A 16,618-nucleotide genomic window follows, 5' to 3' on the forward strand; every position below is an offset into this window, starting at 1 on the left:
CACTTCGACCGGTCGCGACCGCCAATTCGCATTTTCACGCCGCCTATCCCGCCTGACGACATGCACGACACCGCTCCGCCCCTTCCCGCCGCCACTGGCGATGCCGATCTCGACGCCGCCCTCGGCCTGTGCGTCAACCTTTCCGCCGGCGATCTGCGACTGGCGGTCACGCCCGAGGTCGGCGGCTGCATCGCCGCCTTCTTCAGCCAGACCGGGGCCGGCCCGCTGCACTGGATGCGGCCCGCCACCGAGGCGGCGCTGCTCGCCGCCGATCCGCTGCGCATGGGCAGCTTTCCGCTGGTGCCGTTCTGCAACCGCATCCGCGATGGCCGCAGCGATGCCGGCGCGCGCCCGGTGCGCTTGCCGCAGATGCTGGCCGACGTGCCGCATGCGCTGCACGGTCTGGGCTGGCGCCAGCCCTGGCGCGTGACCTCGCACAGCGCCACCAGTCTGACCATCGTCCTGGCGCATGACGGCGGCGACGGCTGGCCCTGGCGCTTCGAGGCCTGGCAGCACTTCAACCTGAGCGCGACGACGCTCGGCGTCGTCCTCGGCGTGCGCAATCTCGACGACGCGCCGATGCCGGCCGGCCTCGGCCATCACCCCTACTACCCGCGCAACGCCGCCACCCGGCTGAGCACGCGCGTGGCAACCATGTGGGAAGCCGATGCCACGCAACTGCCCACGCAACAGACCGTGCCCGGCTGGCTCGCGCAACTGCCGGCCGGCATCGCGGTCGAGGCGATCAGCCCGGATGCGACCTTCGACAACAACTTCACCGGCTGGTCGCGGCAGGCGCGCATCGACTGGCCCGAGCGCGGGCGCGGCATGGAGATTTCGGCTGCCGCGCCGCTCGATTACGCGCTGGCCTATGTGCCGCTCGGCCAGGATTTCTTCTGCTTCGAGCCGGTCAGCAACGTCACCGACTGGATGAATCTGGCCGCCGCCGGCGCAACCGACGTGGGCGGCCACTGGCTGGCGCCCGGCGCCATGCTGGAATGCCTGACGCGCTTTCGCGTCTGACGCCGGCAGCGTCGCGCATCACGCAGCGCGGCACCGGCCATCCGGGGCCGCAGGGGAGCGGCGGAAAGCGGTAGTAAAGTATCCACATTACTTTCACGAACCGCTGCCATGTCCACCAATGCCGAATTTCCGGTCGCGCTGCCGCCGGGCGCCACCGACGTGATGGCGACCGTCGACGCGGCACGCGAGCGCTTCAGCCGCGCCGAACTCAAGGTGGCCGACTACATCGGCGAGCACCGCGATGCGGTGGTGAGCATGTCGATCGGCGCGCTGGCCAATGCGGTCGGCGTGAGCCAGCCGACCATCGTGCGGTTCTGCCTCGCCTCGGGCTATCGCGGCTACAAGGAATTCAAGCTGGAGCTGGCGCGCAGTCTGGTGCGCGGCATGCGCTATGTGCACAGCGACGTGGCGCCCGGCGACAGCACCGATGCGATGGTGCAGAAGGTCACGCAGAAGAACATCGCGGCGCTCATCAAGCTGGCCGCCCAGCTCGACATCGCGGCGCTCGATCAGGCGGCCGACATCCTCGCCGCCGCGCACCGCATCGAGTTCTACGGCCTCGGCAACTCGGGCATCGTGGCGCAGGACGCGCAGCACAAGTTCTTTCGCCTGGGCGTGCCCACGGTGGCCTACAGCGATCCGCATGTGCACGGCATGGCGGCGGCGCTGCTCAAGCCGGGCGATGCGGTGGTGGCCATCTCGACCAGCGGCCGCACGATGGACCTGATGCACAGCGTCGATGCCGCGCGCAGCGCCGGCGCCGACGTGATCGTGCTGGCGCCGCCCGGCTCGCCGGTGGCCGAGCGCGCCACCGTGTCGCTGCCGGTCGATACCGAGGAGGATCCGGACATCTATGCGCCGATGTCGTCGCGCATCGCCCAGCTCACGGTGATCGACATTCTTTCGGTGGCGGTGAGCCTGCGGCGCGGGCCGTCGGTGGCGGCCGATCTGGAGCGCGCCAAGAGCTCGCTGCGCGACCGGCGCGTCTGAGCGGACGCAATTGAAAAAGGGCCGCATCGAGCGGCCCTTTTCACATGCGCGGTGTCACATCTCTTCATGCCAGTGCGCGCCCTCGCGCGCGATCAGCGCCGACGCCGCCGCCGGGCCCCAGCTGCCGGCCGCGTAGGGGCGCGGACGCTCGCCGAGCTTCTTCCAGCCCTCGATGATCGGCTCGGCCCAGGCCCAGGCCGCTTCCAGCTCGTCATGCCGCACGAACAGCGTCTGGCGGCCGCGAATCACGTCGAGCAGCAGACGTTCGTAGGCATCGGCGCGCCGGGTTGCAAACGTGTGCTTGAAGTCGAAGGCCAGGCTCACCGGCCGCACATTCATGCCGTCGCCGGGCTCCTTGGCCATCAGATGCAGCCGCACCGAGTCGTCGCGCTGAAGGCTGATGACCAGCCGGTTGTGCCGCAGCACCGAGCCGCCGAACATCGAATGCGGCACGTCGGCGAAGTCGATCACCACCTCGGACACGCGGTCCTGCATCGCCTTGCCGGTGCGCAGGAAGAACGGCACGTTGGCCCAGCGCCAGGTGTTCACCTCGGCCCGCAGCGCGACGAAGGTTTCGGTCTCCGACTCGGCCGGAATGCCCTTGCTCTGGTGATAGCCGGGCACCGGCTCGCCCTTGACCGTGCCCGGGCCGTACACGCCGCGCACCGTGTCGCGCGCGATGTCGGCCAGCTTCATCGGCTTGAGCGAGCGCAGCACCTTCATCTTCTCGTCGCGCACCGCGTCGGGGTCGAGCGACGCGGGCGGCTCCATCGCCACGATGCACAGCACCTGGAGCAGATGGTTCTGGATCATGTCGCGCATCGCGCCGGTGGCGTCGTAGAACTCGCCGCGCGTGCCCACGCCGACGGTCTCGGCCACGGTGATCTGCACGCTCTTGACCGTGGGCGCGCGCCACAGCGGCTCGAAGATCGCATTGCCGAAGCGCAGCGCGATCAGGTTCTGCACCGTCTCCTTGCCCAGGTAATGGTCGATCCGGTAGATCTGCCGCTCCTCGAACACCTCGGCCACGGTGGCATTGATGGCCTTGGCCGACGCGAGGTCGGTGCCGAGCGGCTTTTCGAGCACGATGCGCGTGAGCGGCGTGTTCAGGCCGGCGGCGTCGATGTTGCGGCACACATGCTCGAACAGCGTCGAGGCCATCGCCAGGAAGAACACGCGCGCGGTGCCGTCGTCGAGCAGCGGGCGCAGCTCGGCGTAATCGGCGGCTTGCGTGGCGTCGAGCGTGCGCCAGATGACGGTGGCGGTGAACGCGGCCCAGGCTTCGTCGGAGTAGTGCTGCTTCTCGATGAAGGGGCGCGCCTGGTTGTCGAGGAAATCGCGGAACTCGGCATCGCCCCAGCGGTGGCGGCCGACGCAGATGACGCGGAACTGCGGCGGCAGCGCGCCGTCGCGGTGCGCGAGGTAGAGCGACGGAAGCAGCTTGCGCGCCGTCAGGTCGCCGCTGCCTCCAAAGATGACGATATCGACCGCGCTGACTTGGGTACCCGGCATGTTGTCTCTCGCATGTTCGTTGCGCCCTCACCGGCTGCCGGCGACAGCCTGGTCGGGCGGGCGTGCGGGAGATTATAAAGAACGCTGTAGTAAAGTTACACCATTGTTTTCGATCGGCATTTCGTGGCGCGGAATCGGCGCCTGCCGCCGGTCGGCTGGCACGGCTCAGAGCGCCGGCACGCCGGCCTCCTGGCGCAGCGCCTCGCCCACGCTGGCCACCGGCGCGCTCCAGTCGCCGGCGCGGATCTGCCGGTGCAGCCGGGCGCCCGGATACCAGGCGGTGTGATCGCCTCGCTGCCATTGCCAGTTGGCCGCCTGCGGCAGCAGCAGATGCAGCGGCTGGCCGAGCGCGCCGGCCAGATGCGCGACCGCCGTGTCGACGCTGACCACCGCATCGAGCTGGGCCACGACGCTGGCGGTGTCGTCCAGGCTGTGCAGGCGCGGCGCCAGATCGACGACGCGCGACTGCCAGCCGTTGCCATCGATCTCGCGCGCGGCCGGCCCCAGTTGCAGGCTGTACCAATCGATGCCGGGCAGATCGAGCAGCGGCGCCAGATCGCGCAGCGCACACGAACGCCGGGTGTAGGGCGTGGCCTCGGTGGGATGCGCCGGCGACGCGGCCCAGACCAGCCCGCAACGCAGCTGGCCCGGATTGCGCGCCAGTTGCAGCCCCTGCGCCGGCCGCAGCGAGGCATGCAGATAAGGCCCCGGCCACACGCTGGCCGAGCGGCCCAGCAGCAGCGCCTGCGGCAGGCTCATCAGACTCACCTGAGCGTCGTGGCGCGGCAGGCCGGCGCCGGCGGCGATCACCGGCACGCCGAGGCAGCGCGAAAACAGCTCGACCAGCGGCGCTGGCGCCACCAGCGTCAACCGCTTCACCCGCGCTGCCGCCATCGGCACGAAGCGGCAGAAATGGATCGCATCGCCCAGCCCCTGCTCGGCAAACACCAGCAGATGCGCCACCTCGGCGCCATCCCAGACTGCGGCCGGCGACGGCGGGCGCGGCACGAAGCCGGCGTCGAAGCGGGCTTCGTAGTCGCGCAGGCCGGCGCTGAAGTCGCCGGCACGCAGCCGCAGAAAGGCGCGGTGATAGCGCGCCGCCGGCGACTGCGGTGCGACTTCGAGCGCGGCTTCATAGGCTTCGGCCGCGCCCTCGTCGCGGCACAGCTGCTCCTGCACGATGCCGGCCGCCAGCCAGCCCAGCTCGGAGCGCGGATTGGCCTCGATGAGCGCGCCGATCGCCCGCAGGGCTTCCTCGCCGCGCCCCTGCGCCACCAGCGCATGCGCGAGCGCGACCCGGCCGGCCTCGCTGCCGGGCTGCACATGCAGCAGCCGCTGAAAGTGCTGCACCGCCAGCGCCGGCTCGTGCAGCCGCAGCGCCAGCCGGCCGAACAGCAGATTGGCGACCGCATCCTCGGGCGCGCGCGCGAGCGCCGCTTCGAGGCTGGTCATGGCTTCGGACAGCCGGCCGAGTTGCAGGCAGACGCGGCCGTGGCCGACGCGCGCCGCCACGTCGGCCGGGTCGAGCGCGATCGCGCGGGCATAGAGCCGCTCGGCGTCGGCCGGCCGCGCGTCGGCGCAGGCATGGGCGGCGCGCACCAACTGCACGGGATCGTCTTGGCTCGGCAGGGCGGCGGATCGGGTCATGGCTCCAGGCTTTCTCGGGGGAATGCCAGGGATGCTAGGTGGCGCGGGCGCTGCCGGATGGCGGCAAAACACGGGCTTTCCGGCGGCTAAGCGCGGCATCGGCGACCCCAGCCGGTCGCGGCGGTGCGGCGGCGCTGGTACAACCGCCCGAACCCTGGCTACCCTGGCTCATCGAAGGAGATGCAATGAAGCCTTTGCCTGCCGCCCTGGCTGCCACCGCGCTGGCGCTGGCGGCCTGTGCGCAACCGCGCCCGCCGGCCGCCGTCGTGCCGGGTGCCGTCACGGTGCAGTTCGTCGAGCCCGACCGCTTCACCGATGCGCGCCGCAGCGGCGGTCGCGGCGCCGATCCGGAAGTGCTGGCCGCACTGCGCGAGCATCTGGAGCGGCTCGCGCCCGGCTGCCTCGCGCCGGACCGCCGGCTGACGGTGCGCATCACCGACATCGATCTGGCCGGCGAGACGCCGTTCGCCGTGGCGCCGAGCGAGATGCGGGTGCTGCGCGACGCCACCTGGCCGCGCATCGAGCTGGACTGGCGGCTCGCCGACGGCGCCGGCACGCCGCTCGCCGGCGCCACCGAGCACCTGATCGACATGAACTATCTGGCCGACTTCAACGCGCGCAACGACAGCGGCCAATGGCGCCACGACCGCGCCCTGCTCACGCGCTGGTTCCGGCGCAGCTTCTGTCCCGGCTGACGCCGCCGGCTCAGAGCAGGCAGGCCTCGACCGGCCGGCGCACCGGCGCCGGCGCCAGCTCGATGCTGACGAAGCGGTCGCGGCCCTGGGCCTTGGCCGCATACAGCGCCTCGTCGGCGGCCGCGACCAGCCGCGCCGGCGTGAGCGTGTCGTCGGGCAGGCAGCTGACCATGCCGCCCGACAGCGTCACCCGCGGCCCGACCACCGAGCGCGGATGCGGCAGTCGCGCCTGGGCCATCGCCTGCTCCAGCTTGCAGGCAAAGCTCGCGGCGCCGGCGCGCGGCGTGCCGGGCAGGATCAGCGCGAATTCCTCGCCGCCATAGCGCGCCACCGAATCGCGCGGACGCTGGGCCGCCTGGGCCAGCAGTTTTGCGATCGCGGTCAGGCAACGGTCGCCGGCCGGATGACCGAGCGCATCGTTGTAGGCCTTGAAGCAGTCGACGTCGCAGAGCATCAGCGTGATCGGGCTGCGCTCGCGCCGCGCCGCGGCGATTTCCTCGGCCAGCCGGGCGTCGAAGGCGCGCCGGTTGCGCAATCCGGTCAGCGCATCGCTCTCCGACAGCTCGACCAGCCGGCGCCGCATCAGCGTCAACCGCTCCATCACGCGCAGCTTGGCCGCCAGCACCATCGGCGATGCCGGCTTCACCAGATAGTCGTCGCCGCCGGCGGCAATGCCCTGCCACAGATCGATGTCATGCCGGCGCCCCGACAGAAAAATGATCGGCGTCCAGCCGTCGGGCTCGGCGGCGCGCAGCGCGCGGGCGATCCACAGGCCGTCATGGCCGGGCATCTCCACATCAAGCAGGACCAGATCGGGCCGGTGCTGGCTGAAGCTGCGCAGCGCCTCCTCGGCGCCGTCCGCCTCCAGCACCTGATGGCCCATCTGGCTGAGCAGGGCGCGCAGGGCGGCGCGCACCGCGGACTGGTCATCGACGACCAGGACTGTCATCGGAATGCTGCTGGGAAGCGTCATGTCAGGGACCGTAGGAAGCGCCCGGAGCACCGGGCCACCTGTTGCTTAACGGTCGGCAGCTCCGCTTCCTGAAACGGCATGCCGTCGAATAGCGGCAAAAACCCTGGCCGCGGCCCCGGTTTCAGACCTGACAAATCTCACGCTTCAATCCCACCGCCAGCTTTCATTTGAAATAGGCCAGCCACAAGCCATTCGGCGAGTTGTGCAAAAGCGTCCACTCCGGGAAATCGGGCAGGAGAAATCGATTACGCCAAGGCGCTGCCAATCGGCACACCGGCCGTATTCGTGAAATTGCGCATCGCGGGACTGGTGCAACGCCGCAAACACTCGCTCAGTTCCCATTCATTGGCGAGCAGGCAGGTGAGTGTTTAGCTGGGCATTCCACCGCCTTCCCCGTACCAGCCTCCGGAGCTTTTCCCCATGAAATTCAAACTTCTCGCCGCAGCGCTTGCTGCGACCTTTGCCGCCGGTGCCCACGCATCGACCACCGTCGTCTTCGAAACGGAACTGAACGGCGGCGCCACGAACGACACCTTCGCCACCGCGCAAGATCTCGGCTCGCTCGCCGTCGGCAACTCCTACCAAGTCGTCGGCGCGAGCTACGCCCCGATCGCCGGCCAGGTCATCGTTCCCGGCAACGATTCCTACGACTACTACAAGTTCACGCTGACCGGCCCGTCGGCCGTTTCGCTGAGCCTGAGCCTGGCCGCGTCGAGCGGCAGCCCGACCTTCAACCTGTACTCGGGCAGCCAGAGCCTGCTGGCCACCGCCGGCAGCCTGACCACCCTCCTGAGCGCGGGCACCTACTACACCCGCGTCGGCGGCGCCGGCACCGGCTACTTCTACAGCCTGTCGGCCGCGCCGGCCACGCCGGCCGTGCCCGAACCCGACCTGGCCAGCCTGGCCGTGCTCGCGCTCGGCGCCGTGGGCTTCGTCGCCCGTCGTCGCAAGCAAGCCTGAGCCTCCCGGCTCGCGGCATGAAAAAACCCGGCCTCGGCCGGGTTTTTTCATGCCGACTGCAATGTCGCCAGCAACGCCGGTATTGCAGTCCATTTGCATTTCCTCATGCCGGATCGATCGGTCCGGCCATTTCAATCGAGAAATAATTGGCGATTCGATGCTGTCGGCAATTCGAATCGCCCAATTCATGTCAATTCGAGTTCAGGCGGAAATACCTCAAGCCAAGCGGAAATCGACCAAACCCTGGGCGAGCCAACGCTGACTCGGATCCCGGGTGACAAGGCTTGCATTCGGCGCCGCCACTGCCGGCCCATCCACGCCGGCGGCAATCGATGCAAGCCCGTCCAGGCCGAATGCCGGCGCCGATCAGCGCGCGATCAGCAACTCATTCACGCGCTTGACGAAGGCCGCCGGCTCGTCGAGCTGACCGCCTTCCGACAGCACCGCCATGTCGAACAGCGTGTTCGACCAGTCGCCGAAGCGCAGCTCCTCGTCCTTCAGCTTCTTGACGAGCGGATGCTCGGGATTGATCTCGAGAATCGGCTTGCTGTCGGGCGCGGGCTGGCCGGCCTGCTTGAGCAGGCGTTGCAGCGTCGCCGACATCTCGCCGTCGTCGGCCACCAGACAGCTCGGCGAATCGGTCAGGCGGAAGGTCACGCGCACATCCTTGGCGCGCTCCTTGAGCACGCCCTTCATCTTCTCGACCACCAGCTTGAAGTCGGTCTCGACGGCCTCGGCCTGCTTCTTCTCTTCCTCGTCCTGCAGCTGGCCCAGATCGAGGCCGCCCTTGGCGACGCTGACCAGTTCCTTGCCCTCGAACTCGCTCAGGAAGCTCAGCATCCATTCGTCGACGCGGTCGGTCAGCAGCAGCACTTCCACGCCCTTCTTGCGGAAGACCTCCAGATGCGGGCTCGACTTGGCCTGGGCCCAGGTCTCGCCGGTGGCGTAGTAGATCTTGTCCTGGCCGTCCTTCAGCGCGCCGACGTAATCGGCCAGCGACACGGTCTGGGCGTCGTCGCCGTTGCGGGTGGAGGCGAAGCGCAGCAGCTTGGTCAGGCGCTCCTTGTTGGCGCTGTCCTCGCCGATGCCTTCCTTGAGCACCTGGCCGAACTCGGTCCAGAACTTGGCGAAGTCTTCGGGCTTGTTCTCGGCCAGGTCCTCGATCATCGCCAGCACCTTCTTCGTGCTGCCGTCGCGGATCGCCTTGACGTCGCGGCTTTCCTGCAGGATTTCGCGGCTGACGTTGAGCGGCAGGTCGGCCGAGTCGATCACGCCCTTCACGAAGCGCAGATAGCTCGGCATGAGCTGGTCGGCGTCGTCCATGATGAAGACGCGCTTCACATAGAGCTTGATGCCGGCCTTCTTGCTGCGGTCCCACAGATCGAACGGCGCCTTGGCCGGCAGATAGAGCAGCTGGGTGTATTCGCTGCGGCCTTCGACGCGGCTGTGCGTCCAGGCGAGCGGATCGTCGTACTCGTGGGCGATGTGCTTGAAGAATTCCTTGTACTGCTCGTCGGTGATGTCGCTCTTGCTGCGGGTCCACAGCGCCGACGCCTGATTGACGGTCTCTTCCTCGTCGAGCGTCACGTACTCGCTCTTCTCGGCGTTCCACTCCTCCTTGCGCATGCGGATCGGCAGCGAGATGTGGTCGGAGTACTTGGCGATGATCGACTTGAGGCGCCAGCGCGAGAGGAAGTCGTCCTCGCCCTCGCGCAGGTGCAGCGTCACGTCGGTGCCGCGCGTGGGCTTGTCGATCGGCTCGATGGTGTATTCGCCGCCGGCATCGCTTTCCCAGCGCACGCCCTGCGGATCGCCGGCGTGGCGGGTCTCGACCGTGACCTTGTCGGCGACGATGAAGCTCGAATAGAAGCCCACGCCGAACTGGCCGATGAGCGCGGCGTCCTTCTGCTGGTCGCCGGACAGCTTGCCGAAGAATTCCTTGGTGCCCGACTTGGCGATGGTGCCGAGGTGCGCAATGGCGTCCGCGCGCGTCATGCCGATGCCGTTGTCGCTGATGGTGATGCTGCGGGCTTCCTTGTCGAAGCTCACGCGGATGCCGAGCGTCGGGTCGTTGCCGTAGAGCTCGGGATGCGCGAGGCCTTCGAACTTGAGCTTGTCGCAGGCGTCGCTGGCATTGCTGACCAGCTCGCGCAGGAAGATTTCCTTGTTGCTGTAGAGCGAGTGGATCATCAGGTGAAGCAGCTGCTTCACCTCGGTCTGGAAGCCGAGGGTTTCCTTCGCGGAACGGTCTTGAACTTCGGACATGGGGCGGCTCTCCTGAAACGTGTTGGGGCGGACGGCGGCGCAGCCGCGCGTCGGGGCGACGCCGTAAGTCGGGCCCGCAATCCACGTTTCAAGAGGTGACGGGGGCAAAGCCTTACGCCACGTCATCCCCGGCCGGCGGCGCCTTGCGGCCATCGACCATCGCCCGCACCAGGTTCTCGCCGTGCTGGCGGCCGGTGAAGACCACGCCCGCCACATGCAGCGCCACCAGCGCCGGCAGCGCCCAGCCGAGCGCCGCATGCAGCCGGTAGAGCCATTCATAGCCCCAGAGCCAGTCGGTCACGTAGAGCGCGCCGCTCAGCGCCAGCGCCCCGGCGCTGCCGAGCAGCGCCAGCACCATCCAGCCGCCGAGCGGGTTGTGGCCCAGATGGCGCGGCGCCCGGCCCGCCAGCACCGCGCGCAGATAGCGCCAGGTCGCGCCCGGCCCGCGCACGAACTGCCCGAAGCGCGCATAGCGCCCGCCGACCAGCCCCCAGCCCACGCGGGCCAGCACGATGCCGCCCGCGCCGTAACCCAGCCATTCATGCAGCGGCCCGGTGCTGCCGCCGCTGATCCAGGCCGCACTCACCGTCAGCACCAGAGCCCAATGCAGCAGCCGCACCGGCCAGTCCCAGACCTTCACTTCTCCTCGACGCGCTCGAAGGTCTTGGGATCGAAGAAGGCCTCGACGCGCTTGCCGTCGGGCGTCTTGGCATAGACCTCGTAGCAGGTGGCGGTCTTTTCCATGCGGCGCACGGTCCAGCCTTCCTTGGTGAGCTTGTCCTGCAACTCGGTGTGCGGGCGCCATTCCTCCTTGGCGCGCTTGGGGCAATCGACATCGCCGTGGGCGAAGGCGCCGGCCGAGGCGGCGCCGAGCGCGAGTGCAACGAAGGTGAAATGCAGCAGTTTCATGACTTCTCCTTGAGATGAATGCGGCGGGCTCAGGCCACGGCCCAGCGCCGCAGCAGGTTGTGATAGACGCCGGTCAGCCGCAGCAGCTCGGCGTCGTTGCGCGGCAGGCGCGGCGTGAGCGCCTGGATCGACTGGTCGAGATCGAACAGCAGCGCGCGTTCGCCGTCGTCGCCGACCAGGCTTTCGATCCAGAAGAAGGCGCAGACCCGCGCGCCGCGCGTGACCGGCTGCACGCGGTGCAGGCTGGTCGACGGATAGAGCACCAGATCGCCGGCCGCGAGCTTGACCGCCTGCACGCCGTAGACGCCCTCGATCTCCAGCTCGCCGCCGTCGTAGTCGTCGGGCTCGGTAAGGAACAGCGTGGCCGACAGGTCGGTGCGCAGCGTGGCGCCGCTGCCGGGCAGCTGCATCACGGCGCTGTCCACATGGGTGCCGTAATTACCGCCGTCGGCATAGCGGTTGAACTTGGGCGGATAGATGCGGCGCGGCAGCGCGGCCGACACGAACAGCGGATTGCCGGCCAGCTTGCGCAGGATGTGATTGCCGAGGCCGATGGCCGGCTCGGCGGCGTCGTCGAGCTGAAGGTTCTGCTTGACGCCGGCGGCGAGCGTGCCGGCGGTGGCCGCGCCGTCGCGCCAGTCGGCGGCATCGAGCCGGGCGCGGAACTGCGCCACTTCGTCCTTGCCGAGCACGCCTTCGATGGGGATGAGCATGGTTTGCCTTGGGGTTGAGGTTCAGCCGCGCACGACGCTGTGCGGCCCGATGTCGGCCAGCGTCGCGCAGCCGGCCAGCGCCATGCAGGCTTCCAGTTCCTCGCGCAGCAGCTTGAGCAGATGGGCCACGCCGAGCGCGCCGGCCACGCTCAGCGCATGCATCTGGAGCCGGCCGATCAGCACCGCGTCGGCGCCGAGCGCCAGTGCCTTGAACGCATCGCCGCCGGAGCGGATGCCGCTGTCGAGCAGCAGCGGGAAGCCGGCGCCGACCGCCGCGCGGATCGCCGGCAGCGCATCGAGGCTGGCCGGCGCGCCGTCGAGCGTGCGGCCGCCGTGGTTCGACACGATCAATCCGGTCACGCCGCGCGCCTTGAGATCGGCCGCGTCCTGCGGATGCAGCACGCCCTTGACCCACAGCGGCAGCCGGGTCTGGCCAAGCAGCCAGTCGAGATCGGCCCAGGTCGGCGCGGTCTGCATCGCGCCCTGGAAGATGCGGCTGTCGCCCGGCGCGAGCGCGGGCAGCGCCACCGCCGCATGCCGCGCCAGATTGGCCGGCGCGCAGTCGGCCGGCATCGCGAAACCGGCGCGCTGGGCACGCAGGCTCGGCAGCTGGATCGACGCATCGAGCGTGACGACCAGCGCGGCATAGCCGGCCGCTTCGGCGCGCTGCACGAGGTCGAGCGTGGCGTCGCGCTGCGGCTGGAAATAGAGCTGGAACCAGCGCATCGCCTTGCCGGCCCGCGCGATGTCTTCGAGCGCGAACGACGACAGCGTGCTCGCCACCATGCAGGTCTGCGTCGCCTCGGCGGCGCGCGCGGTCTCGATCTCGGCCTGCGCATGCGCCAGCTTCTGGAACGCGACCGGCGCGAGCAGCAGCGGATGCGCGAACGGCTGACCGGCCAGCGCGAGCCGCGTGTGGCCGGCGGTCACGTCACGCAGCAGTCGCGGATAGATGCGCCAGGCCGCGAACGCCGCCGCGTTGGCCGCGAGCGTCACATCCCGCCCCGAGCCGCCGGCGATGTAGGCCAGCGTCGGCGGCGCCAGGAAGTGTTCGGCCAGCGCCTCGTAATCCTGGGCGCAGCGGATCTCGGGCGGGATGCGGCTGAGCGGCGGCTGGCTCATCGGCGCTTACAGCTCGTAGTTCAGCGTCAGCCGCACCGCGCGCGCATCGCCCTTGTACACAAACGAGCCCGAGCGATAGGCCGCCAGGTAGTAGTCGCGGTTGAAGGCGTTGAGCACGTTGAGCCGCAGGTCCAGGTTCTTGTTCACGCGGTAGGTGGCGAAGAAGTCATAGGTGCTGTACGACGGCACGAGCTGGCTGCAGATGCCGTTGGTGATGCCGGCGGCAGTGTCGGGCTGGCCGGCGCAGCGCGAGCTTTCGTACTTGGCCGAGCTGCCGACCGACACATCGGAAACGACGCGGTACTTCACCTGGGCGAAGGCCGACTTGTCGGCGAAGTTGCTCAGCACCTTGCCCACGTTCGACGCGGTGGCCGACTCCAGCACGCGCGACTTCATGAAGGCCGCGCCGAGCTGGGTCGTGAGGTCGTCGCTGATGTTGCCGACCAGCCCCAGCTCCACGCCGTGCACCCGGTTCTTGCCGGTATTGAAGGTGCCGACGGTGTCGTAGTTGGCGCCTTCCATCACGTCGCGCTTGGTGGTCTGGAACACGGCGGCCGTCGCCAGCAGCTTGTTGTCGAACAGGTTCCACTTGCTGCCCAGCTCCAGGTTCTTCGACTTCTCGGGCTTGGCGCCGGCGACCGAGCCGTTGTAGAGCACCACGCCGCCGTAGCCGCTGCTGGTGCCGGCATCGGCCTCGCCGCCGTTGATGTCGGCCGCGCTGGCGATGCTGGCGTAGACCATGCCCTGCGGCGTCAGCTTGTAGGTCAGGCCGAGGTGGCTGTTCACCAGCGTGTCCGAGTAGCTGTAGGCGGTGCGCACGCCGGTGGCGAGCGTGGTCACGCCCAGGCTCCAGTCGAAGCGGTCGAGCCGCAGGCCGCCGAAGGCGCTCAGCTTGTCGGTGATGTCGACCGTGTCCATCGCCGACAGCGCCACGGTGCGGATATGCCAGTCGTTGGTGCGCGCGGTCTTGGTGATCTGGCGGTCGAGCAGGCTGTTCACGCCGTTGACCGCATTGCCGTTGGCATCGGTCACGCACCAGGCGCCGGTGTAGGCGCCAGTGCGGGCGTTGAGCGCCGAGCAGTTGGTGGCGCCGGCATTGACGATGCTGTAGCCGCCCTTGTCCACCTTGTGATCGGTGAATTCCACGCTGCCGATCAGCTCGTGCTTCATGCCGGCCAGCGACGTGTCGTGGCGCAGATTGGTCTGGTGCGCGAAGTAGCTCACCTCCTGCCAGCCGCTGTGGTCGTTGAGCGTGGCGGCGGTGTAGGTGCTGCCGTCGGCCGCCCTGATGGTGTTGGCGCTGGCGCCGGTCACCACATAGCCGTTCTGCGTCTGGCCAAAGCGGGTGCTGCTGGTCAGATGGGTGGCGGGCGCGATGTCCCACTTCACGCGCGCGGTCACGGTGTCCACGTTCGACTTGAGGAAGTCGGCTTCCTGCACGTACACCGGCGCGCGGTTGTAGGGCTTGCGCTGCGTGCCGCTGCCGACCATGTAGCTGCCCAGATCGGGCGCGTCCTTGGCGCGCAGGCCGTAGTAGTCGAGCGTGATGCCGAGCGTCGGGCTCACTTCGTAGAAGGCCGACAGCGCCAGCCCCTTGCGGCTGCGGCTGGCCGGCGCGCGGCCCGGCACATCCTCGTCGCCCCAGAGCGCATTGACGCGCAGCGCCAGTTCATCGGTGACGACCTTGTTGGCGTCGAGCGTGATGCGGCGGTAGTCGTCGGTGCCGACGCCGGTGCCGAGGCGCGTGAAGTCGTAGTCGAGCGTCGCCTGCTTGGTGATGGCATTGATCGCGCCGCCGGCGGTGCCGCGCCCGGCGAAGCTCGAATTCGGGCCCTTGGAGATTTCCAGCTGCTCGATGGCGAAGCTCTCGCGCGTGGTCATGCCCGGGTCGCGCAGGCCGTCGACGAACACGTCGCTGCGCGCTTCCTGGCCGCGGATGATGTAGCGGTCGCCGAAGGCATTGCCGTTCTCGCCGGTGCCGAGCGTGATGCCGGGCTGGGCGTCGAGGATGGCGGTCAGGCTGGTCGCGCCCGAGTCGTCGATAGCTTCCTTGGTGATGACGCTGATGGTCTGCGGCGTCTCGGCCAGCGGCCGGGTGTGGCGCGCATCCCCCGAGGTCTTGGCCTTGTAGGGCACGCCGACCTCGGCATTGGGATTGGGATCGATGCGCGTGCTCTGCACCTTCACCACCGGCATCGTCACCTGCGAGGCTGCGTCTTCACTCGACTGGGCCTGCGCCGTCAGCGGCGCCAGCATCGCGGCCGACAGGCCGAGCGCAGCGCCACTCAGGGCGCCGTTGCCGTTGCGCAGGCGAAGGCTGCGGGGTTGTTTTGCCGAGGAAATGCGCTGCTTCACGTTGCTCTCGCTGGTGTGTTTGGAATGGATGCAATTGTTAATCACTCTCACAACGAGAATGTTTCTCGTTTTTATTTTGACGAGAATGCGACAGCCGTTTGAAAGTCGGCATCGGTACCGAACGTCTTGTGCTCGATCGCCCAGGGCTGCGTGACCGGCAATCGCGCGCACGCATCCGGTTACGCGAGCGCAGCACCGCCGCCCGCGCGCTGGCCAAAGATGGCCGCAGCGCAGACCATCCGGCCGCGCGCAGCACCGAGGAGAACCCGCCCATGGGAGTCACGACTTTCGACCCGCGCACCGACGCGGCCGCCGCCAGCCAGCTCATCCGCGCCAAGGGCGCGCTCGGCCATGCGACCGGGCTCGATCCCGATCGCATCGGCTTGCGCTTTGCCGTGGAAGGCGGCCGCGCCGTGGTCAGCGGCGAGCTGCCCGATCTGGCGCGACGCAAGCGCGCCGCCGTGGCGCTGGCCGACGCCGGCGTGGTCGACCGGCTGCGCGTCGCGGTCGCCAACTGGCCCGGCGACGGACCGACCGCCAACCGGGTGGCGCGGCTGTTCGAGGAGAACATCGACTTCCGCAATTGCGCGCTGGCGCTGGTGAACGGCGTCAGCGCCAAGTCGCTGCGCAGCGTCGGCAGCGCGGGCGGCGAGCAGCCGAGCGGCAGCATCGACATCAGCGTGAGCGACGGCGTGGTGCTGCTCGCCGGCGAGGTCATCAGCCTGTCGCACAAGCGGCTCGCCTCGGCGCTGGCCTGGTGGAGCGAGACCGCGCGCGATGTGGACAACCGGCTGCGCGTGCTGCCGGCCGAGGCCGACAACGACGGCGAGCTGGCCGAGGCGCTGAAGCTGGTGCTGGAGACCGATCCGCAGCTGTCGGCCGACGGGATTGCGGTGGGCGCGCGCTCGGGCGCGGTGATGCTCACCGGTCAGGTGAGCAGCCCGTCCGACATCGAGCGCGCCGAGCGCGACGCCTGGTCGCTCGACGGCGTGCGCGAGGTGGTGAACCGGCTGGTACTGGCGGGCTGACGCGCGCCGATGCGGCGGCTCAGCCGACCTGCTGGGCGCCCGGCCCCAGCGCGCGCTGGAATGCCGCCGTCATCTGCCGCGCCGGGTCGGCGAACAGCTCGGCATGCTCGCCAAGCACCGCCAGCGCCGACTGCTCGAACACGGCCAGCCAGCGGTCGAAATGCTCGGGCGTGAAATGCCCGCCCATGTGCGGCGTGACCACGCAGCGGTGGTAGCGGTCGGTGCCCAGCACGATGCGCGACCAGAAGTCGGTCATGTGCGTGACATGGGTTTCGAAGTCGTGGATCGCCACGGCGAAGATCGGCCCGAGTACCGGCTCGGACTCGGCCCGACGGTAGAAGTCGCGCACCAGCGCCTCGATCTGCGCCTCGGTCACGCGGGCGGCCTGGGCCGCTTCCGCCAGCGATTGCGGAGCTTGCATCTGCG

15 protein-coding genes are annotated in these 16,618 nt (G+C 69.1%); 5 read left to right on the forward strand and 10 right to left on the reverse strand.

Features of this window, described 5'->3' with window-relative positions; genetic code table 11:
• Window positions 1-60: 60 nt before the first annotated feature.
• Entirely contained in the window at window positions 61-1,023 is a 963-nt protein-coding gene (locus B9P64_RS12060) for an aldose 1-epimerase (RefSeq protein WP_176256819.1), read from the forward strand.
• A gap of 108 nt (window positions 1,024-1,131) precedes the next feature.
• Window positions 1,132-2,013 carry a MurR/RpiR family transcriptional regulator gene (locus tag B9P64_RS12065; protein ID WP_235839987.1) on the forward strand — a complete coding sequence of 294 codons (882 nt, stop codon included), beginning with the start codon at window positions 1,132-1,134 and terminating at the stop codon, window positions 2,011-2,013.
• Between the two features lie 54 nt (window positions 2,014-2,067).
• On the opposite strand, the gene zwf is transcribed toward B9P64_RS12065, so the two are convergent.
• Both zwf and B9P64_RS12075 read right to left on the reverse strand, forming a co-directional pair.
• Entirely contained in the window at window positions 2,068-3,525 is a 1,458-nt protein-coding gene (gene zwf / locus B9P64_RS12070; RefSeq protein WP_085316491.1) for a glucose-6-phosphate dehydrogenase, read from the reverse strand.
• A gap of 165 nt (window positions 3,526-3,690) precedes the next feature.
• The gene (locus tag B9P64_RS12075) at window positions 3,691-5,172 is read right to left on the reverse strand and encodes a tetratricopeptide repeat protein (RefSeq protein WP_176256820.1); all 1,482 of its coding nucleotides are present in this window, start codon (window positions 5,170-5,172) and stop codon (window positions 3,691-3,693) included.
• Between the two features lie 185 nt (window positions 5,173-5,357).
• On the opposite strand from B9P64_RS12075, the gene B9P64_RS12080 reads away from it, so the two are divergent.
• Window positions 5,358-5,867 (forward strand): DUF3016 domain-containing protein, encoded by a 510-nt coding sequence (locus tag B9P64_RS12080; RefSeq protein ID WP_085316493.1) that lies wholly within the window; start codon window positions 5,358-5,360, stop codon window positions 5,865-5,867.
• 10 nt (window positions 5,868-5,877) lie between these two features.
• Here the strand turns inward: B9P64_RS12080 and B9P64_RS12085 are convergent, their stop codons facing one another.
• Window positions 5,878-6,840 carry a diguanylate cyclase domain-containing protein gene (locus B9P64_RS12085; protein WP_085316494.1) on the reverse strand — a complete coding sequence of 321 codons (963 nt, stop codon included), beginning with the start codon at window positions 6,838-6,840 and terminating at the stop codon, window positions 5,878-5,880.
• 420 nt (window positions 6,841-7,260) lie between these two features.
• Here B9P64_RS12085 and B9P64_RS12090 point away from each other — a divergent pair, with 420 nt between their 5' ends.
• On the forward strand, window positions 7,261-7,800 hold the full coding sequence (locus B9P64_RS12090) for a PEP-CTERM sorting domain-containing protein (protein ID WP_085316495.1): 540 nt from the start codon (window positions 7,261-7,263) through the stop codon (window positions 7,798-7,800).
• A 366-nt stretch (window positions 7,801-8,166) separates the two neighbouring features.
• On the opposite strand, the gene htpG is transcribed toward B9P64_RS12090, so the two are convergent.
• From htpG to B9P64_RS12120, 6 genes are all read right to left on the reverse strand, one after another.
• Entirely contained in the window at window positions 8,167-10,065 is a 1,899-nt protein-coding gene (htpG, locus tag B9P64_RS12095; protein WP_085316496.1) for a molecular chaperone HtpG, read from the reverse strand.
• A 112-nt stretch (window positions 10,066-10,177) separates the two neighbouring features.
• Window positions 10,178-10,705 carry a cytochrome b/b6 domain-containing protein gene (locus B9P64_RS12100; RefSeq protein WP_085316497.1) on the reverse strand — a complete coding sequence of 176 codons (528 nt, stop codon included), beginning with the start codon at window positions 10,703-10,705 and terminating at the stop codon, window positions 10,178-10,180.
• On the reverse strand, window positions 10,702-10,974 hold the full coding sequence (locus B9P64_RS12105; protein WP_085316498.1) for a PepSY domain-containing protein: 273 nt from the start codon (window positions 10,972-10,974) through the stop codon (window positions 10,702-10,704). The genes B9P64_RS12100 and B9P64_RS12105 overlap by 4 nt, the downstream gene beginning before the upstream one ends.
• 29 nt (window positions 10,975-11,003) lie before the next feature.
• The gene (locus tag B9P64_RS12110) at window positions 11,004-11,687 is read right to left on the reverse strand and encodes a Fe2+-dependent dioxygenase (protein WP_085316499.1); all 684 of its coding nucleotides are present in this window, start codon (window positions 11,685-11,687) and stop codon (window positions 11,004-11,006) included.
• A gap of 21 nt (window positions 11,688-11,708) precedes the next feature.
• Window positions 11,709-12,809, reverse strand: coding sequence for an alpha-hydroxy acid oxidase (locus B9P64_RS12115; protein WP_085316500.1), 1,101 nt, complete (start codon window positions 12,807-12,809; stop codon window positions 11,709-11,711).
• Between the two features lie 6 nt (window positions 12,810-12,815).
• Window positions 12,816-15,164: a TonB-dependent receptor gene (locus B9P64_RS12120; protein WP_235839988.1), complete on the reverse strand. Its 2,349-nt coding sequence runs from the start codon at window positions 15,162-15,164 to the stop codon at window positions 12,816-12,818.
• 272 nt (window positions 15,165-15,436) lie between these two features.
• Between B9P64_RS12120 and B9P64_RS12125 the strand changes: the two genes are divergently transcribed.
• A complete protein-coding gene (locus B9P64_RS12125; protein WP_139826295.1) occupies window positions 15,437-16,192 on the forward strand; it encodes a BON domain-containing protein in 756 nt (251 codons plus the stop codon).
• Window positions 16,193-16,211: 19 nt separating this feature from the next.
• Here B9P64_RS12125 and B9P64_RS12130 read toward each other — a convergent pair whose 3' ends face one another.
• The gene (locus B9P64_RS12130; protein WP_085316502.1) at window positions 16,212-16,613 is read right to left on the reverse strand and encodes a group III truncated hemoglobin; all 402 of its coding nucleotides are present in this window, start codon (window positions 16,611-16,613) and stop codon (window positions 16,212-16,214) included.
• Window positions 16,614-16,618 lie beyond the last annotated feature (5 nt).

Source organism: Derxia lacustris (assembly GCF_002105195.1).
Classification (GTDB): Bacteria; Pseudomonadota; Gammaproteobacteria; order Burkholderiales; family Burkholderiaceae_E; genus Derxia; species Derxia lacustris.